Raw genomic sequence first — 24430 nt, 5'->3', positions numbered from 1 at the left:
CAGCTGGTAGGCCGGTACTCAGCGGACTGCTTCGGCGCCCTGCGGGGCGTCGTAGTGGCGGGCAACGCTGATGAGGCCTTCCTTGCGCGGCATCACGTACTCGATGGTGCGGGTGCCGCCGCTGGGCGTGCTATTGGGGTCGTCGGGGCGGTACAGGGGAAAGCTGCGGATCAGGGTGCGGCCGTCTACGCGAAAGGAATCGTGGCCCAGGTAGCCCGCGGCTAGCTCACCCTCCAGCTCGGGCAGTACCAGGTTGCGGCGGCCGCGGCTGAGAAATTCGTAGCCCAGCAGCTGCCCGTAGGAGCCGCTGCCGGCATCGGTGACGAAGACCAGCAGCTCGGGGTATTCATCGTTGTTGAGGTTGGCTACCACCACATCCGACACCGAGCCCTCGATGGTAGCCGTAGTGGCGGCCAGCTCGCGGCCCAGTCGCTCGGCCCGCAGGTTCAGCTGCCGCTGCGAGCCGCTGCCCAGGGTTTGCACCGCAAACGTGTAGTCGCCCCGGCTCAGCTCTTTCTGGAAACTGACGGCCGCCGGTACCGCGCTGGCGGCGGGCGGGTTGGGGTCGGCGCGTTCGGTGGCGGTGCGCGACGAGTCGCAGGCGCCCAGGGCGAGAGTCAGCAGCAGGACGGGCCGGCGGGTCAGAGCGGAAACCAAGTAGTGCATAGCGGCAGGGCAAAGTAAAACAAGACGGGCGCGGCGGCCTTCCCGTGCAAGAACGCCCGCGGCAAAAGCCGGGTTACACCCCCGGGCCCTAGCGGCGGCTTTTCGGGGCGGGGCGCAAAACAAAAAACCCGCTGAAGGAGCGGGTTTTTTGTTGACGGCTAAGCCGGGCTAGGGGCGCGGCTGGGTGCTGCTGCCACTGGCCGGCATGGGGGTAGGCATGAGCATGCCCTCGGAGTTGAGTGAGTACTCGATGGAGCGCATTTCGCCCGAGGCCGTACGGGCGGTGTCGCTGCCGTACACGGGGAAGGTGCGCACCAGGCGGTTGCCGCGGATTTCGTACTTGTCTTCGCCCTTGTAGCCCTTGGCCATATCGGCGCTGAGCTTCTGCGGGGATTTGAGCGGGCGGAACGACTTGTCGACGAACTCGTAGGCCTCGACGCCCCCGAAGGAGCTGGTGCCGCCGCTGGTGAACACGTACAGCTCGGGGCTGCCGTTGCCGTTCAGGTCGCCCATCACGGCATCGGTCACGTTGCCTTTCATGTTGAGGCGAATGGGGTCGGTCACCAGGGCCTCGCCGCGGCGGGTGCGAATGGTGAGCTGCTGGCCGTTTTCGGCCGTGGTCGACTGGATCTGGAAGCGGTAGTCGCCCTGGGTCAGGTCGCGACTGAAGGCCACTTCTTCGGTGCTCGGCACCGATTCGGCCGTGGCAGCCATTGAAGTGTCTTCCGTGGCCGTACGGGTGGAGTCGCAGCTGGCCAGCGCCAGCAGAGCGGCGGCACCGAGCCACCAGGATGAAGTAAAGGATTTCATGGAACGTGGAGAGAAAGGAGTGGGGGTCGTGCACATATAGTCGGTGCACTATGCAAACGCCATTCTCCGGCTGAGGTTACACTCGGCGGCAATAAGACTTTAGCAAGAGCTGCTGCTCAGGCCTCGATGCGCACGCCTTTCCAGAACGCCACGCGCCCGCGAATGTGAGCGGCGGCGGGCTTGGGGTCGGCGTAGTACCAGGCGGCATCCTTGTTCAGCTCATCGCCCACGCGCACCGAATAGTAACTGGCGCGGCCCTTCCACGGGCAGGTGGTACCGGCAATGCTGTCCTCAAAAAACTCCCGCTTCAGCGAGTCGGCCGGGAAGTAGTGGTTGTTTTCGACAACCACCGTGTCGTCGCTTTCCGCCAGCACGGCGTTGTTCCAGATGGCTTTCATTGATTGGGTTTTTGGTTGGTAGTTTTTGGTTTTTGGCCCAGATAGGGAAGTCGATTCGAAACGAAGCCATCAACCAAAAACCACCAACCAAAAACTAACTAAAGCGAGCCGTTGTTTTCCCGGTCCATTCCTTTCGACTATGGCTGTTGGCTTCCGCTTCCGCGACTTTGTGCCCGAAGAAACTTCCGACAAGGGCTTCGACACGCTTTTTAAGCTGTTCATGCAGCTGGTGACCATCACGGCCGGCGACGTGGCCGAGGCCCTTTCCTGGCTCAACGAGCTGGACAAGCAGTACGGCCTAACCGACGACGAGTACGGCATGGGCGACTTCATCGAGGACCTCAAGAAGAAGGGCTACCTCGACGAGAACGAGCAGCAGCTGGGCGAGCTGAAAATCACGGCCAAGGCCGAGCAGCTGATCCGCAAGTCGGCGCTGGAGGAAATCTTCGGCAAGCTCAAGCGCGGCACCCAGGGCAACCACCGCACCCCCCACGCCGGCCAGGGCGACGAGCTGACCACCGATTTGCGCGACTACCAGTTCGGCGACACCATCGAGCAGATCGAGATGACCGAGAGCCTGCGCAATGCCCAGCTCAACCACGGCCTCGACGGCAACTACCTGCTCACCGAAGGCGACCTGGAAGTGCGCGACACCGAGCACAAAACCCAGACGAGCACGGTGCTCATGATTGACATTTCGCACTCGATGATTCTCTACGGGGAGGACCGCATTACGCCTGCCAAAAAGGTGGCTATGGCTTTGGCCGAGCTGGTCAAGCAGAAGTACCCCAAGGACTTCCTCGACATCATCGTGTTCGGCAACGACGCCTGGCAGATCGAGGTGAAGGATTTGCCCTACCTGCAGGTGGGGCCCTACCACACCAACACGGTGGCGGGGCTGGAGCTGGCCATGGATTTGCTGCGCAAGCGCAAGACGGCCAACAAGCAGATCTTCATGATTACCGACGGCAAGCCCACCTGCCTCAAGGAACCCGGCGGCTACTACAAAAACTCGTTCGGGCTCGACCGCAAAGTGGTGAACAAGACCCTGAACCTGGCCGCCGCTGCCCGCCGCCTCAAGATTCCCATCACCACCTTCATGATTGCCTCCGACCCCTACCTGCAGCAGTTCGTGCGCGAGTTCACCGAAACCAACCAGGGCAAGGCCTACTACAGCTCCCTGAAAGGCCTGGGTGGGATGATTTTCGAGGACTACAAGCGCAACCGCCGCAAGACGCTGTAAGGTGAATTTGTGAAAGGGGGAGTGGCGTTCCGGAGGCGCCAACGGCGTGGCTCCATGCCCGCTGAACGGCAAACTTACCCAGTCACCACTCCTGCATTTTCACCCAAAAAATACGGCCACTCCCGGGTAGGGAGTGGCCGTCCAACGCAGCGGCGGAAGTGTTGTTCCCTTAACGCGACGCCACTGGGTTGGCTGCTGCGCCGTCTTCGGGCGTGGCATTTTTGATGGCCGGAATGGTCTTCAGGTAGGCGTACATGGCCTTGGCCTCTTCGTCGCTGATAACCGAGAACTTGGGCATGGGAGCCTGCAGCGGGCCGGTGGGCGACTGGCCGTACTTCACGGCCTGCACGAACTGCTGCTCGCTCCAGTCGCCGATGCCGGTTTCGGGGTCGGGAGTGAGGTTGCGGGAAAGAATCGTCTGCCCGGTTTTGGTGACGAAGCGGTTGCCGCCGCCCAGGTAGCCCCCCGACTTCTCGGGCTCCATGATGTTGTTGGTCTTGAAATCCTGGCTGTGGCAGTCGTAGCACAGGTAGCGGGCCGTCACCAGGTAGCGGCCCAGCTTCACCTGATCGGTGGCGGGCGGTACCGAGATGGGCTTGGTGGGCAGGGGCGTGGGCTTCATCACCGTGTGGGTGAGGGCCTTGGCTAGGAACGAGGGCTCCTGCGGGTGCGAGGCTACGGCCTGGGGCCGCACCAGCGGGTTGTCGGAGCGCAGAAAGGCCACGATGCTGTAGATGTCCTCGTCGGCCATGTGCACGAAGGTGGGCATCACCACGCGGAAGCGCCCGTCGCGGCCGATGCCGGTGCGGAACAGGCCAATCAGCTCCTCATCGGTCCAGTTACCGATGCCCATTTCGGGGTGTTGGGTGATGTTGGCCGAGTACAGCTTGCCAAATTCCGCCGGCAGGTCGTCGACGTGGCGGCCGGTCAGGCCGCCGGTTTTCTTGTCGAGGTGGCAGTCGGCGCACATCGACATGGCAATTTTTTCGCCCTGCAGCACGCGCTCGGGCGTGATGGCCACCTTCTGGGCCGGCAGCTTGGGCGGGTCGTAGTTGGGAATGCCGCGCACCTGCACGAAGGCGGCGGCGCACACGGCCAGGAAGAGCACGGTGGCCAGGGCCAGGCCGATGATTTTGAATAGCTTTTTCATAGCGGGGGAGGGCAGGTGAGCGGGGGGAGGATGTTTCACAAAAGTAATTTGTGGTTGTACCCAAGTCACTCGCATGATGATGTGAGGGACGTAATCCGGCTGGCTGCACCCGGCCGGGACCCGGCGTTGGTCAGCGCCCGGCCACGGCCGCCGGGCCGTCCTCGGGCGTGGCATTTTTGATGGCCGGAATGGTCTTCAGGTAGGCGTAGATGGCGCGGGTTTCCTCGTCGGTCACCAGCGAGTATTTGGGCATGGGGTAGCGCAAGGGGCCGTTGGGCGAGCGGCCGAACTTCATGGCCTGCCCAAACTGCTCGGCGGTCCAGTCGCCAATGCCGGTTTCGGGGTCGGCGGTGAGGTTGCGGCTCACGATGTCGTGGCCCTGGGCGTCCTGCAGCACCGCGCCGCCCCCCATGTAGCCGAAGGATTTTTCGGGCTGCTGGCCGTCGGTTTTCAGGATGTCGCCCGAGTGGCAGTCGTAGCACTTGTAGCGCGAGGTGACCAGGTAGCGGCCAAAAGCCACCGGGTCGGTGGGGCTGGGCTGCTGAATCGGCTGGGTGGGCAGCTCGGCGGGCTTGATGATGGTGTTGGCCAGTACCTTGCCGAAAAAGCTGGGTTCCTGCGCGTGCGAGGGCGTGGCGTCGGCCTGCACCACCGGGTCGGCGGAGCGCAGGAAGGCCACGATGCTGAGCACGTCCTCGTCGGAGAGGCGGGCAAAGTTGGGCATCACCGAGCGGATGCGGCCGTCGGGCCCCAGGCCGGTGCGCAGCAGGGCTACCACCTCGGCGTCGGTCCTGCCACCAATGCCGTGCTGCCGGTCCCGGGTGATGTTGGCCGAGTAAAACCGGCCGAACTGCGCCGGAATGTCGCGCAGCAGCTGCCCGCTCAGGCGCTGGGTTTGCTTGTCGCGGTGGCACTCGGCGCACACGCTCAGCACCAGGCGGCGGCCGTGCTCCACGCGCTCGGGTGTGTAGGCAACCGGGGCCAGCGCGAGGCGGGGCGGCGCGTAGCTGTGAATGCCGCGCACCTGCACGAAGGTAGCCGCACAAGCGGCCAGAAAGACCAGTCCGGCCAGCAGCCAGCCGGTCCAGCGCAATGCTTTTTTCATAGCTCAGAGGGGGTAGGAGGTAAGCGAGGCGGGAACACCGCAAAAGTACCCGCCCGTCCTGCCCGTGTCAGTCGCATAAGTATGTGAGAGAGTGGGGAATGAAGCAGTTGTGCGGGGCTGGAGCCGCGGAGCGGCGCCACGGCAGTAGATTGGCTTAGCCCGAAACGAACCCGACCCGCGCCGCCGGAGCCCGTCCCATGCTATCGTTGCCGGTTGCTATTGCCGGGGTGGCGCGGCGGGGGCGAAACCGTCCCCGCGCCGCCAGCTGCGCCTCACTCATTCTCCCAATCAGTCACTCACCCAATCCCCCACATCAGCCTGCCCGAACCCCGCACCCGGTTTCGCTGTTAACGGAGCCGGGAGCTTATTCCCACCTCTACCCGACCCGATGAACCACGCATCCATTCGCACCCTCGGCCAGCTCAAGGCCGCGGGCTATACGTCGCGCTCCGTGCGCCAGGAGCTGCGCGACAACCTGATTGACAAGCTGCGCCGCCGCGACAACGCCTTTCCCGGCATCCACGGCTACGAGGAAACGGTGATTCCCGACCTGCAGCGCGCCATCCTGTCCATGCACCACATCAACCTGCTGGGGTTGCGCGGGCAGGCCAAAACGCGCATTGCCCGCCAGCTGGTGCAGTTGCTCGACGAGTACGTGCCGGTGGTGGAGGGCTCCGAGCTCAACGACGACCCCCTGCAGCCGCTCTCGCGCTTTGCCCGCGACCTGGTGGCCGCGCATGGCGACGAGACGCCCGTGGCCTGGCTGCACCGCGACGAGCGCTACACCGAGAAGCTGGCCACTCCCGACGTGTCGGTGGCCGACCTCATCGGCGACGCCGACCCCATCAAGGCCGCCACGCTCAAGCTGCCCTACTCCGATGAGCGCGTGATTCACTTCGGGCTGATTCCGCGCGCCCACCGCGGCATCTTCGTCATCAACGAGCTGCCCGACCTGCAGGCCCGCATCCAGGTGGCCTTGTTCAACATCCTGCAGGAGGGCGACATCCAGATTCGCGGCTTCAAGGTGCGCCTGCCGCTGGATCTGCAGTTCGTGTTCACGGCCAACCCCGAGGATTACACCAACCGCGGCTCCATCGTGACCCCGCTCAAGGACCGCATCGACGCGCAGATCATCACCCACTACCCCAAGACGCTGGACATCGGCAAGCGCATCACCCGCCAGGAGGCCCGCCTTACCGACAGCCAGCAGCAGCTGGTGCTGGGCAACGAGGTGATTCACGATTTGGTGGAGCAGGTGGCCATCGAGGCCCGCGCCTCGGAGTACGTCGACGCCAAGTCGGGCGTGTCGGCCCGCCTCACCATCTCGGCCTACGAGCAGGTGGTGGCCGCCGCCGAGCGCCGCGCCCTGCTCAACGGCGAGACGCAGACCGCCCTGCGGGTGGCCGATTTCCTGGCCGCCGTACCCGCCATTACGGGCAAGGTGGAGCTGGTGTACGAGGGCGAGCAGGAGGGCGCCGGCATCGTGGCCGAGAAGCTCATGGGCAAGGCCCTGCGCACCCAGTTCCTGCAGTACTTCCCCGACCCCGAGAAGTCGAAAAAGCAAAAGGACAAGCCCAACCCCTACAAGCCGGTGCAGGACTGGTTCAGCGGCCACACCGTGGACTTGCTGCACGACTCCTCCGATGCCGACTACCGCGCCCTGCTCGACGTGGTGCCCGGCCTGCGCGATTTGGCCAAGGACAGCGTGCCCGCCGAGCAGTTCAAGGAAAACCCCTACTTCTGGATGGAGTTTGCCCTGCACGGCATGGCCGAGCTGAGCTTGATTTCGCGCAACCGCCTCACCGCCGGCGCCCAGTTCAAGGATTTGCTCTCGTCCATGTTCACCATGCCCAGCTTCGGGGGGGACGACGACGATGACGACGAGGACTACCAGTCGTCGAAGAAGCGCAAGCGGCGGTAAGATGAGTTGAGAGTTGTCAGTTTTTAGTTGTCAGCTCGCTCCGCATGTACAAAGCCCCGCGTACCTACCTGGTGCGCGGGGCTTTTTTGGTGTAACTAACACCGGAGCATGTAACTTCGCCGAAATGGCTGTAAGGCCTATTTCGCTTGACTTCGACCATGATAAGCCGCAACGAATTTCCCTACCTGCAGCAACTCGTTATCAATGATGCCTATGCTGTCAAAAACCTGACTATACCCGTGTTTGAAGCCGGGAATGAGTTCAAACACCTGATTCTGACCGGAAAGAATGGATCGGGGAAAACCACGGTTCTGAGTGAGCTGTATCATGAAATGATAGGCAACCCTAAGCCTGCAAAAATGAGACAGTCATTAGAGCTTGGAGTAATACTAGCTGATAAAAATGAGACTAAAGAAGAATACAAAAACATGTTGCGTGATATAAGTAAAGTTGTCCCTATTTTTAGTTCTGCTATAGAAAGTAATTTGATAGAGGCTCCCAGTCGAAGCGAAGCAATCATGCCTTTCTTTGAGGCTTTTCGTCAAATGCAGGTAAAGGATGTTAGAGGTGTTGCTAATAATCAAAAGCTCGATGATCAAATTCGTGATGTTAACAATAAAAATCAAGTAAGTGAATTATTTAAACAGTATCTGGTTAATAAAAAAATTTCTCAAGCCTTCGCTGTAATTAAAGGAGATAAAAAAATGGTTAATTTGAATGATGTATTTTTTAATAACCTAGATATGTTGTTTTCTAGGATTTTAGGTGATGAAAATGTAAAGCTTGAGTTTTATTCAGATGATTTTGAATTCTTTTTTGTGTATTCTGATGGTCGTCGCGTTACTTTCAATCAACTCTCAGCTGGTTTCTCTTCCTTTATAGGTATACTAAATGATCTGCTGATGCGCACTGACCTGCTGCGCAGACAGGCCAACGATTACACCTATAACCCCTGCGGTTTCGTGCTCATCGACGAGCCGGAAACCCACCTGCACCTGGAAATGCAGTATCAGATTCTGCCGCTGCTCACGAATCTGTTTCCCAATCTGCAATTCATCGTGGCAACGCATTCGCCGGCGGTGGCTTCAAGTATCACCAACGCTACGGTTTTTGATTTAAGCAGTGGAAAAATGGCGGGTGATGAAGCCGCTGGCAGCTCGTTTTCTGAGCTGATGCAAACTCATTTTGGAGTTGAGAATGAATATTCTAATGTCGCCGATGGTATCCTGGAACAAATAGATATGATCAGCGCATTGGCTGACCGCTCGGAAGCACTTAGGCAGCTGCAAAAATTATTTGAAGAAAAAGGTCGGTATATGTCGCCAGTGCTAAAGCTCGATGTACAGGCCCAGCTTCGGCGGTTAGAGCGCGAACAAGCAGCATGATTGAGTTAATGCGTCCGCCTGTGCCGGTATCATTAAGCACGCCGGCAATGCAACAATATTTAACTGATTGCAGTGTCTACGCGGCTGCCTGCGCGGCGGCGGCTGACCCAACAACGGTGCCTAAGCCCGCTAAGCCCGGCAGCTACCGCGGCTCGGATGTATTGTGGGCTTTTGAAACACATTTTTTCAGCAAGTGCTACCTGACTGAGCAATGGCACGGCAGCGCTTACGAAATGGATGTAGACCATTTCGTACCCGTAAACCAAGACCCAACCCTGAAATACAACTGGGACAATCTGTTCCCGGCGGCTCACAAGGCCAATATGATGCGGCCCCGGAACTGGCCGGTCGGCGGACTACTTGACCCATGCCGCGATAAGGTGGGAGAGAGGTTGCGCGCCACCATCGGGGCGCTCGGCCGCGACCCGCATTTTGAGGCTATTGATTCAGCCGATCAGGCCGCCCGCAATACCGCAGCCCTGCTCAACCTGCTGCACAACGGAAAGCCAGGGGACGAGCTTTCTCAGGAAAACACCAAGCACTTGCGCGTCACGATTGCCAAGCAATATGAGCAAGTGAATAAGGCTATCATGGCCTATCTGGCCGCGCAAAGCAGTGGCAACCCGCAAAAGCAGGCTAATGCAAGGCGCCATTTAAAGGACTTATTGTCATCCCAGGCGCCTTTCACGCAACTGATGCGGGCTATGGACACGGTAGTGGAATATGTCCCGGCTGATCTGCTGGATTAGGTGATTACCCCGAACCATGCTTCACAACAAATGCATCCGTTACGAAGGGCACGACTACGAAATCTTCTGGACTAGTCAGCACGCCCGGCACGTCTGCTCAAACTTTGCTAGCAATAAGGCGCATGACCTGCATCACGAAGATATTTCGCAGTTACTGGAGTATTACAATGGCGTGCAGGAGCTAGGCAACGACCGGTACGTCTTCCTAAACTGGAACAACCAGCGCCGGTGCGTGTATGAGTTGCACGTATATTTGGTAAAGGGCACCCGGAACCGTCCCGGCCGGTGCGTCGTTCTTACCGGGTACCGCTCCAACAAGCAGCAATACTTAGCGCTGGCCGCTGCGGCCCAACGCCCATGAAAAAGCCTCGGAATCCGCTATTCGGTTCGATCAATCCGGAACGCCAGCTGGGTGCGCCATCGGCCTTTGTTCCTAAGCAAGAGTTTTTGGCCCTGGCAGTAGCAGCCCGACATTCGGCGATACCGCCTACACCGCCCGCTACCGGCCAGCAAACAGAAGCCTCCTACGTCGACCCCTACCTCTTTGAAACCGGGTTCTATTCTGACCGCGCCGAGTACGAGGCGTTGATGCATACGGCACCTATACGCTCCCGAGTAGAAGCCGAGCCAGCGCCGCCCCGACGGCGCCCCCGCAAGAAATAACCAAGCCCCGGCCGCGCCAGCCTCCGGGGCTTTTTATTGGAAAGCCTGTCAGTGAATTCTTGAAAAGTGAAATAATCCTGACAAGCCCTGTCAGTATTTTTTCGTTTTTCAATAATTTGCTGACAACCCCACTGGTTCAGTCCCTCTGCCTAATGGCTTATCCTTCCCAGTATGCCGATTCCTCCATTTCCGCCGTGCGCCGGTATTTCGGCCTGACCCTGGAAGCCCTGGGCCAATACCTGGGGGTGGACAGTACCCTGCTAGCCCACATCGAAGCGAGGCGGCGCGAGCCTTCGGCCACGGTGCTGCGGCGCCTGCTGCCCCTGGCCGACCAGGTGCCGCCCGCCCCGGTCGAAGCCCCCGCCACGCCGCCGCCTGTTCCCGCCGCCCCGCCCGAGGCCGAGCCGCTGCGCCGGCGCCTGGCCCAGTGTGAGCAGCAGGCCGGCAGGCTGCGGCGGGAGCTGGGCCAGCTGCGCGACGAGTTGCGCGTGGCCCGGCGCTGGCAGCAGGCCCTGCCCGCGCTGCTGGCCGCCGAGCCCTTGCAGCCCACGCCCGCGGAAACCGAGCGGCTGCCCCTGGTGAGGCGCTGGCTGCAGCGCCGGGGCGAAGACGCCGCCACTACCCTCACCGGCACCCGGGCCACCCGCTTTCACCTGCTCACGGCCCGCCTCGCCGCCCTGGAGGCCGAAACCGCCGCGCTGGCCCAGGCCCTAGCACTGGAGCCCGAAAAAGGCGGCTGAAAAATTATTTCTTTCAACGAATACCGGTTTTTATTGAAAATTATATATTTCCGGCGTCTCATTTTTCACCTTTTACTCTTTACGCTTATGCCCATTGACGTGAATGAGCTGACGACCCGCCCCGAGTGCGAGGAAGTAGTCAGCAGCCTGGAAGCCGAACTGGCCGGCTACCAGATCCAAACCAATAACCTGGGCCTCTCCGAAACCCGCTCGGCCCACTCCGACGCCAGCCGGGCCAAGCGTCTGGCCGACGTGGAGGCCGACATCGAGTTCTACGGGTACGGCCTGGCCAAGCCCGACTTGTCGCCGGAGCGGCGCGAGGAGTATGAAATCAAGCTGCGCAAGGCCAACGACCTGCGCGACAACCTCACCGACCGCCGCGGCAGCCAGAAGCCGGCCCAGCGCGTGCTGGCCGCCGTGAATGCCGAGCAGTCGGCCGCCCAGGTAACGGTGCTCAACAACGCCCTGGCCCTGGTGCGCAACCGCCGCGACTCCCTGCCGGCCTAGCCCGCCATGTAGGCCGTTGCCCAAAGGCCGGCAAAAGCCCCGCGTACCTGCTTGGTGCGCGGGGCTTTTTTGGTGGGTGGAGAAGGGGCGCCGCCGGCCCGCAACACCGGCCGCCGCCTGGGGTTGCACGGGACCGGCATACATGTACATGCGATTTCCACGGCTGCGGCTGGACTGTAGGTTTGCTGCCGAACCCCCATTACTGCCTCCATGAACCATCCGCTGCTTGCTGCCGGTCTGCTTGCTGCCAGCATATTAGGTATGACGCCCGCCGCCCGGGCCCAGCCGACTTTCTGGCGCCCCACGCCCACGGCCCCCTACGGCCCCAAAAGGGGGCTGGTCGCCACGGGCGACTCCACGCTGCTGACGGCCGTGGAAGCCGGCGTGCTGCGCACCACCAACCAGGGCCGCAGCTGGCAGCTGGCTTTGCGCACCCGCCACGCCCACGCCCTGTACGCCCGCGCCGGGGGGCGGCTGCTGGTGGGCGGCCAGGGCAAGGTTTACCGCAGCTTCGATGCGGGCGCTACCTGGGACTCGGTGGCGCTGAACACGACTTACCCAGTGGTGTCCATTGCGGAAACCCGTCCGGGAGGTTTGCTGGTGGGCACGGGCAGCCTCGCCCAGCAGGATCCCGTGGGCGACGGGGTATTCTATTCGGCCGATGACGGCCAGAGCTGGACCGCCCGCAGCACGGGGTTCGGCGCGGCCCGTTATGTGGGGCACCTGGTGGTGGACCGCAACGGGCGCGCGTACGCCACTGCCGACAGCCAGGAGCGGTGGCGCAACCCGGGTCTGTACCTCTCCGACGACCAGGGCCAGACCTGGCGGCACGCGCCCGTGCGCCTCGACGGATTTCAGTTTGCCGGGCGCGTAGACGCCTACGAAACCAGTGCATTGAGCATCACGCCCCAGGACTCACTGCTGTTCAGCTTCAGCGGCGGCGTGCCCAGCCTGGGAGTGGATGTGAACCTGCGCAAGAGCCTGGCCGACGTGGCCGATGACAGCCGCTTATGGACGGTGCATAACAAGCGCACCGGCTCGGGCTGGTGGTTGCAGACTCCCATTCAGCGGGTGTTCTTCGCCCGCAACGGCGACTGGTACAGCTCCATCACGGGTACACCCAGCTTCGGCGGCACTCTGTACTCCAGCAACCAGGGCCGCAGCTGGCAGCTGACGCGCAGCGGAGTAGGAGTGAGCCCGGGAAATTACCGCGAACCCCAAACCTTTGTCGAACTGCCCGATGGCAAGGTGTTCATGGTGCAGGACGCTGACCCGCAAGTGTACTGGACCACCACCAGCGTCTTCACCAGCGGCAAGTCGCGCGTGGTGGCGGGGGCGTTGGGGCTCTTTCCCAACCCGTCCACCGACCAGGTGCAGCTGCGCAGCGGGGCGGGGCCGGTGCAGGCCGTAAGCTTGCTGGACGCGCGGGGGCGCTGCGTATATGCGGTGCCGGTGCAGCCCGCCCAGACCACGTTGCAGCTGCACTTGGGCCAGGTGCCCGCCGGGGTGTACCTGCTGCGCGCCACCCTGGCCGACGGCCGCCTGGCGCAGCAGCGCTTGGTGCGGCAGCCGTAGGCTGCCCAGTCCTTCATCCGTATTTTCTGGCCCTGCCGTAGCGCGGGGCTGCCCGTCAAGCCGCGGCGGGCAGCCCCGCGCCGTAATCCAACCATCATCCACTATGGAGCTGCACCACCTTTTCATTTTCACCGACGACCAGGGGCAGGTAGCCGACGAGCTGCTGGCTCTGGGGTTTGCCGAAGGCAGCCGGCGCGTACACCCGGGGCAAGGCACCGCCAACCGCAAGTTCTACTTCGAAAACGGCTACCTGGAGGTGTTATGGGTGCACAACGCCGCCGAGCTGGACAGCGCCCCGGTGCGGGCCGTGGGGTTGGGGTTGCGCGCCCGGCCCCAGGATACGGGCTACTCGCTGCTGGGCCTGTGCGTGGTGCGCGACGCGGCCAGCGACCGGCTGTTCACAGGGGCGCAGCACTACCAGCCGGAATACTTTCCGCCCGGCCTGGCCATCGACGTACTGCCGAACACCGACCATCCGACTCTGCCCTGGACGTTTCGGCTGCCCTTCCCGGGCCAAACCCCGCACGACGCGGAACCGTTGCAGCACCCCAATGGTGTCGCCCGGCTTACCGGGACCGTGTTTGAGTACAGCGGTGCGGGCAGTCGCCACTACCTGGAGTGCTTTGCGGCGGCCGGCTCCCTTGCGTTTGTGCCCGCAGCCCGCGAATGGGTTATCCTGACCTTCGACAACGGGCGGCAGGGACAGCAACGAACGGTGGAGCGCCTGTGCCTGACCCTCCGCTACTAATGGCTGCTGGCCTGGGCTCGGGCGGCTACCTGGCTCGTCGGTATGCTGGTATGTCACACCTGTGACCCAACAAAAAGCCCCGCGTACCAGCAAGGTGCGCGGGGCTTTTCGGTTGGGTGAAGTCGAAGCCTAGGCCTCGTTCACGACAATCTTCTGAATCTCGTCGTTGGGCTTGATCTGGTCAATCACGTCGAGGCCCTCCACCACTTTGCCGAACACGGTGTGCACGCGGTCGAGGTGGGCGGTGTTGTCGCGCGAGTGGCAGATGAAGAACTGCGAGCCGCCGGTGTTGCGGCCGGCGTGGGCCATGCTCAGCACGCCGCGGTCGTGGTACTGGTTGCCGCCCGAGGTTTCGCAGTTGATTTTGTAGCCGGGGCCGCCGGTGCCGGGCGTACCCTTGGCGCCCTCGCGGGTGTTGGGGCAGCCGCCCTGAATCACGAAGTTGGGCAGCACGCGGTGAAACTTCAGCCCGTCGTAGTAGCCTTTCTGGGCCAGGTCGGTGAAGTTCTTGACGGTGTTGGGGGCGTCCTGTTCAAAGAACTCGACTTTCATCACGCCCTTGGCGGTGTGGATTTCAGCGGTTTTCATAAGCAGAGAAAGGGGGTTAACTCGGGCAAAGGTAGGGTAGGTTTAGAATAGCGACCGGACAGCGGCTGATTCCCGCTCTCGGCGGCGCAGCACTAGCAGCAGAAAAACCACGCCGCTAAGCGTCAGCCAGCAGCAAAGCGCCAACACCTGGTGCTTGCGGTTGCCTTCGGCGAAGATGGACTCCGGGCCCCGGTCGATAAATCGCACGCCCTGTTTTACAGGTTCCGGTTGGGCCTGCAGGATGGGCAGGCGCAATGGGCCGAGCCGGAAGCCGTTGGGCGCCGAGTACACCGAGATAGAGTCGCCGGTGCGGAGCTGGGCGAGGCGGTTGAGGGCGGGGGAGAAGTCGCCCGGCGCCGTGCCCACAAACAACTCAAACGGTTCGGCCTGCCCCTCCAGATGCAGGTAGCGCAGGCTGCCCGCGTGGCGCGCTGACACCAGTTGGCCAACCGTCGTGTAGTGTGCGGTGCTGATGCGCGTCACCCGGCCCGTAACCCGGGGTAAATCGGCCCGGCCGAGCAGGGACATGCGGTACATCCCGACGCTAACCAGCAGGATGAAGAGCAGACTCAGGGCGTGTTGCCAAAGCAAATCCAGGGCATTCATAAGCAGCGCGGGGCACTGATGAGCGGTGGGCCTTGCAAGTTAGCGAGGCCTGGTGCCAACTTGGCGCCCCATCGGCCTCGTACCTTGGCTCGGACTAACTTATCCCCCGCATGACTCAACGTCTGATTGCTGCTGCCCTGCTGGGCCTCTTGCTGACCGCCTGCAACTCCGAGCCCGCCGAAACCGACGCCACCGCCACTGCCGCCGCCGATTCCGTGGCCTACGACCCCGACGCCAGCACCGACTCGCTGCGCATGGGCAAGGCCGGCGGCGTGCTCGTGGGTGGCGTGGCCCTCACCGCCGACCGCACCCTGGCCGCCAACCTGGCGGCGGCGCCCGAGCTAAGCCAGCTGCTGCGGGCCAGCAAGCAGGCCGGGCTGGCCGAGCGACTGGCCGGCGAGGGGCCCTACACCGTGTTTGCGCCCTCCAACGCCGCCTTCAAGGCGCTGCCCTACGGGTTCATGGCGGGCCTGCTCAAGCCCGAAAGCAAAACCAACCTCGAAGGCCTGCTGGGCTACCACGTGGTGCTGAGCCGCCTGCTGGCCGTGGATTTGCGCGACGGACAGGAGCTGACTACCGTGCAGGGCCAGAAAATCCGCATCGGCGTGCAGGGCGAGCAGGTCACCGTCAACGGCGTCCCCGTGAGCACCCCCGACGTGGTGTCGAGCAACGGCGTGCTGCACGTCATCGACAAGGTGCTGCTGCCCCCGGCCGAGTAGGGCCGCCGCTGCGGCCTGACGCCGGCGGCAGCGCGCATTATCCATACGCGTGCCCATCATTGGCTGCCTGAACCCGGGTTAGAGCCCACACATACGGTTCAGAGGGGCTTGGGGGTTTAATATTTTGGTCGTGCTTCGACTGCGCTCGGCATGACGTTCTATGGGACCTTTTAACAAAAGCCAACTACGCTCTTAGCGGCGCAGGCCGGCGCCCTCGGAAATGCGGCGGGCGAAGGACGTCCAGTCCTCGTCGGTGCGGCGGCGCAGCACGGTGGCGCTGAGGTGGTCGAGCACGATGTTGGCGAAGGGCATGGGCACGCCCCGGTCGCGGGCCTGGTCGAGCACTAGGCGCAAATCCTTTTCCAGCAGCTGCGGCCCGGCCCCCAGGGGCTGGTAGTCTTCGGTGGCCACCATGCGCCCGTAGCTGCGGTACACCGGCGTGTCGAACAAAGTGGAGGTGAACATCTCGTACACCTGCCGGCGGTCGAGGCCGCTCTTTTCGGCCAACGTGAAGGCTTCGGCCATGGCCTCGATGGCGGCGCCCAGCATGAAGTTGCCGCAGAGCTTCACCACGTTGGCCGCGCCCACCGCCTCGCCGAAATCGTGCACGCCCTGGCTGAAGGCGCGCAGCAGCGGCTGCACCCGCGCCTTGGCCTCGGCCGGACCCGAGAGGCACACCCAGAGCATGCCGGTGGCCGCGGCATCGGGCTTGCCAAACACCGGCGCGGCCACCAGCTGCGAGCCGTGCTCCTGGTGGGCGCGGGCCAGCTCCTCGTTGGTGTCGGGGCCCACGGTGCTGCAGGAAACGTGGATGGCCTCGGGTGCGAGGCCGCTGAGCAGGCCGTCGGGGCCGGTGGTTAGCTCCCGCAGCGCGTCGGCGTCGGTTACCATGCTGAATACGACGGCGGCGTCGCGGGCGGCTTCGGCGGGCGTAGCGGCCTCGCGGGCGCCCAGCTGCCGCAGCGGCTCGGTTTTGCCGGCGGTGCGGTTGTACACCTGCAGGCGGTGGCCGGCCCGCAGCAGGTTGGTGGCCATGGCTGCACCCATGTGGCCGGTGCCAATAAAGCCGATGGTCGGCTCGCGCTGCTCGGAGTTCATAGCGAAAGGGGGCGAGTGAAAGGTCCTTCCGCTATCGGATTTTCGGCCCGAAAGGTTGGGGCCGCCGGGCCGGGCCCGCACCGAACCCGGCTGCGGCCTCTGCCGGCGGATAGTCCGGCGAAAAATAGATTGGTCAGGCCGCCCCCCGCCCGGGCCCCGGGCTTTAGCGGCGGTTGTCTTCGCCGGCGAGCATGCTCAGGTAGCTTTCGTAGCGGGGCAGGGCAATCCTGCCCTTCTCCACGGCCTCGTGCACGGCGCAGCCGGGCTCTTCCACGTGGCGGCAGTTGTGGTAGCGGCACTGGTTGAGCCGCTCGCGCATCTCGGGAAAGAAGTGGGCCAGCTCGCCGGGCTTGATGTCGACCAGGGCCAGCTCCTTGATGCCGGGCGTGTCGATGAGGTAGGTGCCGGGCCTTACTACCAGCATTTCGGCGAAGGTGGTGGTGTGCTTGCCCTTGTCGGAGTACTCGCTGATTTCGTCGGTTTTCAGGTCCAGGTCGGGTACTAGGGCGTTGATGAGCGTGCTCTTGCCCACGCCCGAGTGGCCCGAGAGCAGGGTGGTTTTGGCGTCGAGCAACGCCTCGATGTCGCTGAGTCCTTCCCCGGTTTCGGCCGAGCAGCGCAGGGTGGGGTAGCCGATTCGCTCGTACATTTTCTGTACCTGGCCCAGGTAGTCGAGCAGTTCTTCGTCGTAGAGGTCGAGCTTGTTGAACACCAGCGTGGCCGGAATGCTATAGGCCTCGGCCGTCACCAGAAACCGGTCGATGAAACCGAACGAGGTGGCCGGCGAGGCCAGCGTGACGACCAGCAGCGCCTGATCGAGGTTGGCGGCCACGATGTGGGCGTGCTCGGTTTTGTGCACCGAGCGGCGGATGATGTAGTTGCGCCGCGGCTCAATGTGGTCGATGACGCCCGCGCCCTCGGTCTGCTCTTCCACCGAGAACTCCACCACGTCGCCCACGGCCAGCGGGTTGCTCACCTTCAGCCCCTGGTGCTTGAACTTGCCACGCAGGCGGCAGCGGTGCAGCTCGAGCGTGGCGTGCTCGCGCACCAGGTACCACGAGCCGGTAGATTTAACAACGGTGCCGGTCATGCGGGGGGCAATGAGTGAATGGGTGAATGGGCGAATGAGTGAATGGGCAGACGGCAGAACGAGAATCACTCATTCACGCATTCGCTCATTCACCGCGCGCAGAATGCGCGCCGTGGCGCCGGCCTGGGCGTGTACGTAGGCGCGGGCCTGCTGGCCCAACTGCCGGCGCCGGGCCGGGTCGGTGAGCAGCAGCTCGAGCTGGGCCTGGGCTTCGGCAGCATCGCGCACTACGCGGGCGCTGCCGTCGGCCACCAGGTCGCGGGCCTCGCGGAACTTCTCGTAGCGCGGTCCGAAGAGCAGGGGCAGGCCGAAGGCGGCGGCTTCGAGGGTGTTGTGCAGGCCCTTGCCGAAGGCCCCGCCGATATAGGCCACGTCGCCCGCGCGGTACAGCTCACGCAGCAGGCCAATGTTGTCGATGAGCAGCACCCGGGCCTGGGCCACGTTGGCCGGCGTCGCCCGGGAGTAGCGCAGCACCCGGCCGGGCAGGGCGGCTTCTACCTGTTGCAGGTGGCTTTCGTCGATTTCGTGCGGGGCGATGATAAACCGGGCCTCGTCGGCCCAGCGCCGCAGCGCCGGCGTGAGCACCTCCACGTCGGGGGGCCACACGCTGCCGGCCACCAGTACCGGCGCCGCGTCGGCCCCGAAAGCCGCCACCAGCGGCAACTCCCGGGCGGGTGCGGCGGCGGTGTCTACCACGGTGTCGAAGCGGGTGTCGCCGGCCACGCTGGCCGGTGTCAGGCCCACGGCGCGCAGCAGCGCCACCGAGGCCTCGTCCTGGGTGTAGAGGTGACTGAACTGGCGCAGGATGCGGCGGAAGAAACCGCCCCAGGGCTTGAAAAACACCTGCTGGGGCCGGAAAATTGCCGACACGCAGATGACCGGCACGCCCCGGCGCCGCAGCTCCGAGAGGTGGTGGTACCAGAACTCGTACTTGACGAACACCGCCAGCCGGGGCTGCACCGCCGCCACGAAGGCGCGGGCATTGGCAGCGGTGTCGAGCGGCAGGTAAAACACGTAGTCGGCCCCCGGCCACTGGCGGCGCACCTCGTAGCCCGAGGGTGAGAAGAAGGTAAGCACGATGCGGTGTCCGGGGTATTGCCGGCGGTAGGCTTCCATCAGCGGGCGGCCCTGCTCAAACTCGCCCAGCGAGGCGCAGTGAAACCACACCCGCGGCGCGGTATCCCCGGCCAGCTGCTGCGCCACGCGGGGCAGCAGGTTACGCCGCCCTGCGGTCCAGAGCCGGGCTTTGGGCACGAAGGGCGCCAGCAGCCGCAGCAGCAGCGCATACAGGTACAGGGCTATGGAATACAGGATAACCAGGAGCTAGCGGGTAGGATGGGGTTCAGGGAGCGAAACCGGGCGCACCATGCGGTAGTTTACCAGGGCCACGCCCCTTACCACCGGGTGCTGCTCCCGCACTACCTGAAACCCATGGTGAGTGAAAAAATCCCGGGCCGTGCGGCTGGCGTCGGTATATACCTGCGGCAGACCCCGGGCGGTGGCCTCAGCCAGCAGTGCCTGTAAGAGCCGCCGGGCCACGCCCTGGCGCTGGTGCCGCGCACTCACAAACATAAAATCCAGGTAGCCATCCGGAGCCAGGGAGGTAAATCCCGCCAGCGCGCCGGCATCCTCCGCTACCAGAAAGTGCTGCGCCCGGATTTTGGACTGCCAGCCCGCCAGGTTCTGCCAGCCGCCGCGCCATGCTTCTACCTGCGCCGCCGAGTAGTCAGCCGCGTTTACTTCGGTGATGGTGTCGTAGAACAGCTGGCCGATGCCCGCAGCATCGGCAGCCGTGGCCCGGCGGAGTAGCATGCCGCAAAAGTACTTGGTTCCGCGAGCTGGGCAGTGCCTGGCCAAAAAAATGCCCCGACCAAGGCTGGCCGGGGCATTTCAGGTTTACAGGCTGACGGAGCAGCCGGGCTCGGGGGCGGGCTAGACGGTTTCGGTCTGCAGCTTGCCCAGGTAGTTGGCTACGCCTTCGCGGGTGGCCTGCATGGCTTCCTTGCCTTCTTCCCAGTTGGCCGGGCACACTTCGCCGTTTTTCTCGAAGTACTGCAGCGCGTCCACCATGCGGATGGCCTCGTCGATGGAGCGGCCCAGCGGACCGTCGTTCACCAGCTGGTGACGCACGATACCGTCGCGGTCGATCAGGAACAGGCCGCGGTAGGCCAGGGGCGAACCGGTGAAGGTCATCTCGCCGGCTTCGTTGTAGTCGTAGTGACCACCGAGCACGTCGTAGTTGGCGGCAATGGTCTTGGTAGCGTCGGCCACCAGGGGGTAGGTTACGCCTTCGATGCCGCCCTTGTCGCGCGGGGTTTGCAGCCAGGCGAAGTGCGAGAAGTGTGTGTCGGTCGAGCAGCCCACTACGGCTACGCCTTTGGCCTCAAACTCGGCCAGACGGTCCTGGAAAGCAATGATTTCGGTGGGGCACACGAAGGTGAAATCGGCCGGGTAGAAGTAGAAGAGCACGTGCTTCTTGCCTAGGTAGCGGTCAAGCGAGAAATCCTCCTCGAATTCGCCGTCGATAACGGCGGTAGCTTTGAACGAAGGGGCACGCTTGCCAACGAGAACTGCCATGATGAATGGAAATTGGGGTGGAAAAAGGGTAAAGAGAGTAAGTCGGGGTTGAGTCCAGGCGCGCCGGGCAGACCGGGCAGGAAGCCCGGCCCTCCGGTGGCCGGACAGGCGGGCATCAGTGGCTCACGCGGGTGCCGGTGATGTGCAGGGAAAAGGAGCGGGGCTGGAAGTTGTCGAAGCCCCGGGCGGCGAAGAACTCCTGCAGCAGGTGGTCGAGCTGCGGGTCGCAGTAGTCGATGATTTCCTGCGTGTCCTGGCACACCAGGTGGTGGTGATGGGTGCAGTCGGGGTCGTAGCGGCGGCGGGTACCGTCGGCATCGGCCACGCGGCGCAGCAGCCCCCCGGCCACAAACGAATCGAGGGCCTTGTACACCGTGCCCAGCGACACGGTGGGGTTAGCAGGCCGCACCCGGCGAAACACCTGCTCGGCAGTGGGGTGGCCCGGCAGCGTCAGCAAGGCCTCCAGAATGGCCAGCCGCTGCTGCGTAGCCCGCAAACCGGCCGTGGCCAGCCGCTCGCGCAGCTGCTCCGGGGTGAGCACAGGAAGGGAGGAAGAAGAAAGCGCCACAGATAAGAATGATTCTCCGCTGCAAAGGTAGCTGTAAAAGCCAATAGCCCCCGAAAAGGTTCGCGCGCTGCCCGGTTTAGCCGCTGGTTGTCAGTTGGCAGTTGCCAGTTGGCAATTGCGAGTTGTTAGTGAGAACGTCCTGGCAACTGACAACCAACAACTAACAACTGGCAGCTGCCACTCATTTTCCCTTGAACGCAGGCTTGCGCTTTTCCACGAAGGCGGCCATGCCTTCCTTCTGGTCTTCGGAGGCGAAGGTGAGGTAGAAGTTTTTGCGCTCGAAGTGCAGGCCTTCGTCGAGGTGGGTTTCGAAGGCGCGGTTCACCGATTCCTTGGCCAGCCGGGCCGCCACCGGCGACATTTCGGCAATGCTAGCGGCCAGGCGGAAGGCTTCTTCCAGGAACTGGCCCACCGGCACCACGCGGTTGACCAGCCCGGCGCGCTCGGCCTCCAGGGCCGAAATGGGCTTGCCCGTGAGTACCATTTCCATGGCCCGGGCCTTGCCCACGGCGCGGGTCAGGCGCTGGGTGCCGCCGGCGCCGGGCATCACCCCAATCTTGATTTCGGGCTGGCCAAACTGGGCCGTTTCCGAGGCCACGATCATGTCGCAGGTCATGGCCAGCTCGCAGCCGCCGCCCAAAGCAAAGCCCGACACGGCCGCAATCAGCGGCTTCTTGGTTTTGCGAATCTGGTCCCACACCGAAAACTGGTCGACCACCAGCATGTCGATGGCCGTACGGCCGGCCATCTGCTTGATGTCGGCGCCGGCGGCAAAGGCCCGCTCCGAGCCGGTCAGCACAATCACGCGCACCTGCTCGTTGTCGTCCAGCTCCTTGAGGGCGGCGGCAACTTCCTGCATCAGTTGCAGGTTCAGGGCGTTCAGCTCCTTGGGACGGTTTAATTCGATAAGGGCCACCTGGGGCCGGGCGTCGGGGGTTACGCGGATGAATTCCATCGGGAAAAGGGGAGGAGTGGGAAAATCAACAGGAGAAATCCGTCATCCTGAGCAAAGCGAAGGACCTTCTCACCGCTGAAAAAGTCGTTGTCACGAGCTTCGCTCTAGCGTGAGAAGGTCCTTCGCTCACACTCAGGATGACGGGGGCGTGGTGCGGCTCACAAACTGAAACGTCTGGCGGGTGCGCTGCTCCAGCAGCAACTCCCGGCCCTGGGTCAGCTCGCGGATGGCCTCGGGCGTGTAGTTCTTGATGGTGTACAGCTCCAGGCCGGTGTTGTAGTAGATGGTAAACTGCTCGCGCAGCGCCTCTAGCAGCTTGCGCACCCGGTACTCGTGCCAGTCGGTGCACACCGAGAAGCTGATGGCCGAGTTCTGCATCAGGTTGATCTTGAGCCGCAGCTGGGCCAGGGCGCCGAAAATGACTTCCAGGTTTTCCTCCGAGATGAACGTCAGGTCGCGGGCCTCGAAGGAAATCAGGCACTGGTCGGTTTTGCGGATGAAGGCCGGCACCAGCCCCGCGTGCTTGCAGTCGTGAATGCAGGTGCCCGCCGCGCCGGGGTCCAGGAACGACTTGACGTAGAGTGGAATGCCGCGCACGGCCAGGGGCTTGATGGTTTTGGGGTGAATGACGGAGGCCCCGTAGTAAGCCATTTCGATGGTTTCCTGGTAGCTGATTTCGGGGTAGCGCACCGGGTTGGGAAAGATCTTGGGGTCGGCGTTGAGCAAGCCCGCCACGTCTTTCCAGATGGTAACCGAGCTGGCCCCCAGGCAGTAGGCCAGGATGGCGGCCGTGTAGTCGGAGCCTTCGCGGCCCAGGGTGGTGGTTTGCCCACTGCTGGTGCCGCCCAGAAAGCCCTGGGTGAGCACCACGCCCTGGCCCAGCAGCGGCAGCACCTGCTCGCGCAGGTGGCGCTCGGTAGTGGCCCAGTCTACGCGGGCCTCGCGCCAGGCGTGGTCGGTGCGGATGAGCGGGCGCACGTCGAGCCAGCGGGCCCCGGTGGCCGCCGCCACGATGCAGGTGGCCAGCAGTTCGCCGTAGCTCACAATCTGGTCGTACTGCCGGTCGTACTCGCCTTTGCTCACCGCGCCCAGCCGGTCGCCGAGCTGCTGCAGCAGGGCGGCCAGCGAAGCTTCGCCCGCGCCACAGGCGGGCAGGCCCTGCTCGTCGCGCGGCGCCTGGGGCAGCAGCTCGGCGGCCACGTCGGCGTGAAAGCGGCGCAGCGCCTCCAGGGGCTGGCGGTAGTCCTGGCCCGAGTGGGCCAGGTGAAACAGCTGCTCCAGGGCGTTGGTGGTCTTGCCCATGGCCGACACCACCACTATCAGGGGCTGGCCGGCCGGGTGCTGCTGCAGAATGCCGTGGAGGTTGCGGATGGCGGCGGCGTCTTTGACGGAGGCGCCGCCGAATTTGTACACGCTAAGCGGAAGCGGATGCTGCATGGGGCCAAAAGTAGAGAATCAACCCGCAGATGCCCGCGAAAACGCGTAGTTTTGCCTATCCAGTCAATGCCCTCTTTCCCCTTTACCCGCTGCTATGGACCATCACACTGACCGCCTTGCGCTTCCGGTAGGCACCACCCTCGACCGGTTTATCATGCGCAAGCAGGAAGATTTCCCGTACGCTACCGGCGAGTTGTCGCAGCTGCTGCGCGACATTGCCCTGGCGGCCAAAATCGTGAACCGCGAAATCAACCGCTCCGGCCTCATCGACATTGCCGGTGCTTACGGGCAGCAGAACGTGCAGGGCGAGGAGCAGCAGAAGCTCGACGTCATTGCCAATATCCGCTTCATTCGCGCCCTGCGCAACGGCGGCGAGGTGTGCACGGTCATCTCCGAGGAGGAGGAAGACATGATTCAGACCGGCAAGCTCCAGGGCAAGTACGTGGTGGCCATCGACCCCTTGGACGGCTCGTCGAACATCGACGTGAACGTGTCGATCGGCACCATTTTCTCGATTTACCGCCGCCAGTCGCCCATCGGGCAGGAGGGCACCCAGGAAGACTGCCTGCAGAAGGGCGTGCACCAGGTGGCCGCCGGCTACGTGATTTACGGCTCGAGCACCATGCTGGTGTACACCACCGGCGCGGGCGTCAACGGCTTCACCTACGAAGCCTCGCTGGGCGAATTCTTCCTCTCGCACCCCAACATCACCACCCCGGTCAGCGGTAACATCTACTCCATCAACGAGGGCAGCTCCAACTCCTTCACCCCGGGCGTGCAGCAGTACGTGCAGTACTGCAAAGACCAGAACTTCTCGGCCCGCTACATCGGCTCGTTGGTGGCCGACTTCCACCGCAACCTGCTCAAGGGCGGTATCTACATCTACCCGCCCACCACCAAGGCTCCCAACGGCAAGCTGCGCCTCATGTACGAGTGCAATGCCCTGGCCTTCATCGTGGAGCAGGCCGGCGGCAAGGCCAGCACCGGCTACAAGCGCATCATGGAAGTAGAGCCCCAGAGCCTGCACGAGCGGTGCCCGCTGTTCATTGGCTCGACCGAGCTGGTCAACAAGGCCGAAGAGTTTATTGCCAAGGCCGAAACCATCGACGCGGCCCAGGAAGCCTAGGCCACC

At 63.4% G+C, this 24430-nt stretch carries 25 protein-coding genes; 10 read left to right on the top strand and 15 right to left on the bottom strand.

Features of this window, described 5'->3' with window-relative positions; translation table 11 throughout:
* Window positions 1-18 precede the first annotated feature (18 nt).
* From ACE191_RS05445 to ACE191_RS05435, 3 genes are all read right to left on the bottom strand, one after another.
* Window positions 19-666, bottom strand: a complete 648-nt coding sequence (locus tag ACE191_RS05445; protein WP_400191173.1) for a hypothetical protein — start codon at window positions 664-666, stop codon at window positions 19-21.
* Window positions 667-834: 168 nt separating this feature from the next.
* Window positions 835-1476 (bottom strand): hypothetical protein, encoded by a 642-nt coding sequence (locus ACE191_RS05440; protein WP_400191172.1) that lies wholly within the window; start codon window positions 1474-1476, stop codon window positions 835-837.
* Window positions 1477-1592: 116 nt separating this feature from the next.
* Complete coding sequence (locus ACE191_RS05435; protein WP_400191171.1) at window positions 1593-1874, bottom strand: DUF427 domain-containing protein; 282 nt, start codon at window positions 1872-1874, stop codon at window positions 1593-1595.
* A gap of 139 nt (window positions 1875-2013) precedes the next feature.
* On the opposite strand from ACE191_RS05435, the gene ACE191_RS05430 reads away from it, so the two are divergent.
* The gene (locus ACE191_RS05430) at window positions 2014-3117 is read left to right on the top strand and encodes a VWA domain-containing protein (RefSeq protein ID WP_400191170.1); all 1104 of its coding nucleotides are present in this window, start codon (window positions 2014-2016) and stop codon (window positions 3115-3117) included.
* Window positions 3118-3286: 169 nt separating this feature from the next.
* Here ACE191_RS05430 and ACE191_RS05425 read toward each other — a convergent pair whose 3' ends face one another.
* Window positions 3287-4267: a c-type cytochrome gene (locus ACE191_RS05425; protein WP_400191169.1), complete on the bottom strand. Its 981-nt coding sequence runs from the start codon at window positions 4265-4267 to the stop codon at window positions 3287-3289.
* A gap of 130 nt (window positions 4268-4397) precedes the next feature.
* A complete protein-coding gene (locus ACE191_RS05420) occupies window positions 4398-5372 on the bottom strand; it encodes a c-type cytochrome (protein WP_400191168.1) in 975 nt (324 codons plus the stop codon).
* A gap of 388 nt (window positions 5373-5760) precedes the next feature.
* Between ACE191_RS05420 and ACE191_RS05415 the strand changes: the two genes are divergently transcribed.
* The 7 genes from ACE191_RS05415 to ACE191_RS05385 all read left to right on the top strand — a co-directional run bounded on the left by ACE191_RS05415 (window position 5761) and on the right by ACE191_RS05385 (window position 13660).
* Entirely contained in the window at window positions 5761-7293 is a 1533-nt protein-coding gene (locus ACE191_RS05415; protein WP_400191167.1) for a sigma 54-interacting transcriptional regulator, read from the top strand.
* 146 nt (window positions 7294-7439) lie between these two features.
* A complete protein-coding gene (locus ACE191_RS05410; protein WP_400191166.1) occupies window positions 7440-8678 on the top strand; it encodes an AAA family ATPase in 1239 nt (412 codons plus the stop codon).
* Between the two features lie 47 nt (window positions 8679-8725).
* Entirely contained in the window at window positions 8726-9427 is a 702-nt protein-coding gene (locus ACE191_RS05405; RefSeq protein ID WP_400191165.1) for a hypothetical protein, read from the top strand.
* Between the two features lie 815 nt (window positions 9428-10242).
* Complete coding sequence (locus ACE191_RS05400) at window positions 10243-10830, top strand: hypothetical protein (RefSeq protein WP_400191164.1); 588 nt, start codon at window positions 10243-10245, stop codon at window positions 10828-10830.
* A gap of 87 nt (window positions 10831-10917) precedes the next feature.
* The gene (locus ACE191_RS05395) at window positions 10918-11337 is read left to right on the top strand and encodes a hypothetical protein (RefSeq protein WP_400191163.1); all 420 of its coding nucleotides are present in this window, start codon (window positions 10918-10920) and stop codon (window positions 11335-11337) included.
* 210 nt (window positions 11338-11547) lie between these two features.
* Window positions 11548-12912: a T9SS type A sorting domain-containing protein gene (locus ACE191_RS05390; RefSeq protein WP_400191162.1), complete on the top strand. Its 1365-nt coding sequence runs from the start codon at window positions 11548-11550 to the stop codon at window positions 12910-12912.
* A 103-nt stretch (window positions 12913-13015) separates the two neighbouring features.
* A complete protein-coding gene (locus ACE191_RS05385; RefSeq protein WP_400191161.1) occupies window positions 13016-13660 on the top strand; it encodes a VOC family protein in 645 nt (214 codons plus the stop codon).
* A 129-nt stretch (window positions 13661-13789) separates the two neighbouring features.
* On the opposite strand, the gene ACE191_RS05380 is transcribed toward ACE191_RS05385, so the two are convergent.
* Both ACE191_RS05380 and ACE191_RS05375 read right to left on the bottom strand, forming a co-directional pair.
* A complete protein-coding gene (locus ACE191_RS05380) occupies window positions 13790-14248 on the bottom strand; it encodes a peptidylprolyl isomerase (protein WP_400191160.1) in 459 nt (152 codons plus the stop codon).
* A 42-nt stretch (window positions 14249-14290) separates the two neighbouring features.
* Entirely contained in the window at window positions 14291-14854 is a 564-nt protein-coding gene (locus tag ACE191_RS05375) for a hypothetical protein (RefSeq protein ID WP_400191159.1), read from the bottom strand.
* Between the two features lie 110 nt (window positions 14855-14964).
* On the opposite strand from ACE191_RS05375, the gene ACE191_RS05370 reads away from it, so the two are divergent.
* On the top strand, window positions 14965-15573 hold the full coding sequence (locus ACE191_RS05370; protein ID WP_400191158.1) for a fasciclin domain-containing protein: 609 nt from the start codon (window positions 14965-14967) through the stop codon (window positions 15571-15573).
* A gap of 192 nt (window positions 15574-15765) precedes the next feature.
* On the opposite strand, the gene ACE191_RS05365 is transcribed toward ACE191_RS05370, so the two are convergent.
* From ACE191_RS05365 to ACE191_RS05330, 8 genes are all read right to left on the bottom strand, one after another.
* Window positions 15766-16752 carry an NAD(P)-dependent oxidoreductase gene (locus ACE191_RS05365; RefSeq protein ID WP_400191157.1) on the bottom strand — a complete coding sequence of 329 codons (987 nt, stop codon included), beginning with the start codon at window positions 16750-16752 and terminating at the stop codon, window positions 15766-15768.
* 82 nt (window positions 16753-16834) lie between these two features.
* Window positions 16835-17761, bottom strand: coding sequence for a ribosome small subunit-dependent GTPase A (rsgA, locus tag ACE191_RS05360; RefSeq protein ID WP_400191156.1), 927 nt, complete (start codon window positions 17759-17761; stop codon window positions 16835-16837).
* Window positions 17762-17830: 69 nt separating this feature from the next.
* Window positions 17831-19015, bottom strand: coding sequence for a 3-deoxy-D-manno-octulosonic acid transferase (locus ACE191_RS05355; RefSeq protein WP_400191155.1), 1185 nt, complete (start codon window positions 19013-19015; stop codon window positions 17831-17833).
* A gap of 69 nt (window positions 19016-19084) precedes the next feature.
* Entirely contained in the window at window positions 19085-19573 is a 489-nt protein-coding gene (locus tag ACE191_RS05350; RefSeq protein WP_400191154.1) for a GNAT family N-acetyltransferase, read from the bottom strand.
* 120 nt (window positions 19574-19693) lie between these two features.
* On the bottom strand, window positions 19694-20338 hold the full coding sequence (locus ACE191_RS05345; RefSeq protein WP_400191153.1) for a peroxiredoxin: 645 nt from the start codon (window positions 20336-20338) through the stop codon (window positions 19694-19696).
* A 115-nt stretch (window positions 20339-20453) separates the two neighbouring features.
* The gene (locus ACE191_RS05340; RefSeq protein WP_400191152.1) at window positions 20454-20879 is read right to left on the bottom strand and encodes a Fur family transcriptional regulator; all 426 of its coding nucleotides are present in this window, start codon (window positions 20877-20879) and stop codon (window positions 20454-20456) included.
* A gap of 208 nt (window positions 20880-21087) precedes the next feature.
* Window positions 21088-21861, bottom strand: coding sequence for an enoyl-CoA hydratase-related protein (locus tag ACE191_RS05335; RefSeq protein ID WP_400191151.1), 774 nt, complete (start codon window positions 21859-21861; stop codon window positions 21088-21090).
* Window positions 21862-21993: 132 nt separating this feature from the next.
* Window positions 21994-23298, bottom strand: coding sequence for an aspartate kinase (locus tag ACE191_RS05330; RefSeq protein ID WP_400191150.1), 1305 nt, complete (start codon window positions 23296-23298; stop codon window positions 21994-21996).
* 94 nt (window positions 23299-23392) lie between these two features.
* Here ACE191_RS05330 and fbp point away from each other — a divergent pair, with 94 nt between their 5' ends.
* Window positions 23393-24424, top strand: a complete 1032-nt coding sequence (gene fbp, locus ACE191_RS05325) for a class 1 fructose-bisphosphatase (RefSeq protein WP_400191149.1) — start codon at window positions 23393-23395, stop codon at window positions 24422-24424.
* Window positions 24425-24430 lie beyond the last annotated feature (6 nt).

This window comes from Hymenobacter sp. B81, assembly GCF_044628455.1.
Taxonomy (GTDB): domain Bacteria; phylum Bacteroidota; class Bacteroidia; order Cytophagales; family Hymenobacteraceae; genus Solirubrum.
This window is presented reverse-complemented; position numbering and strand designations above follow the sequence as displayed.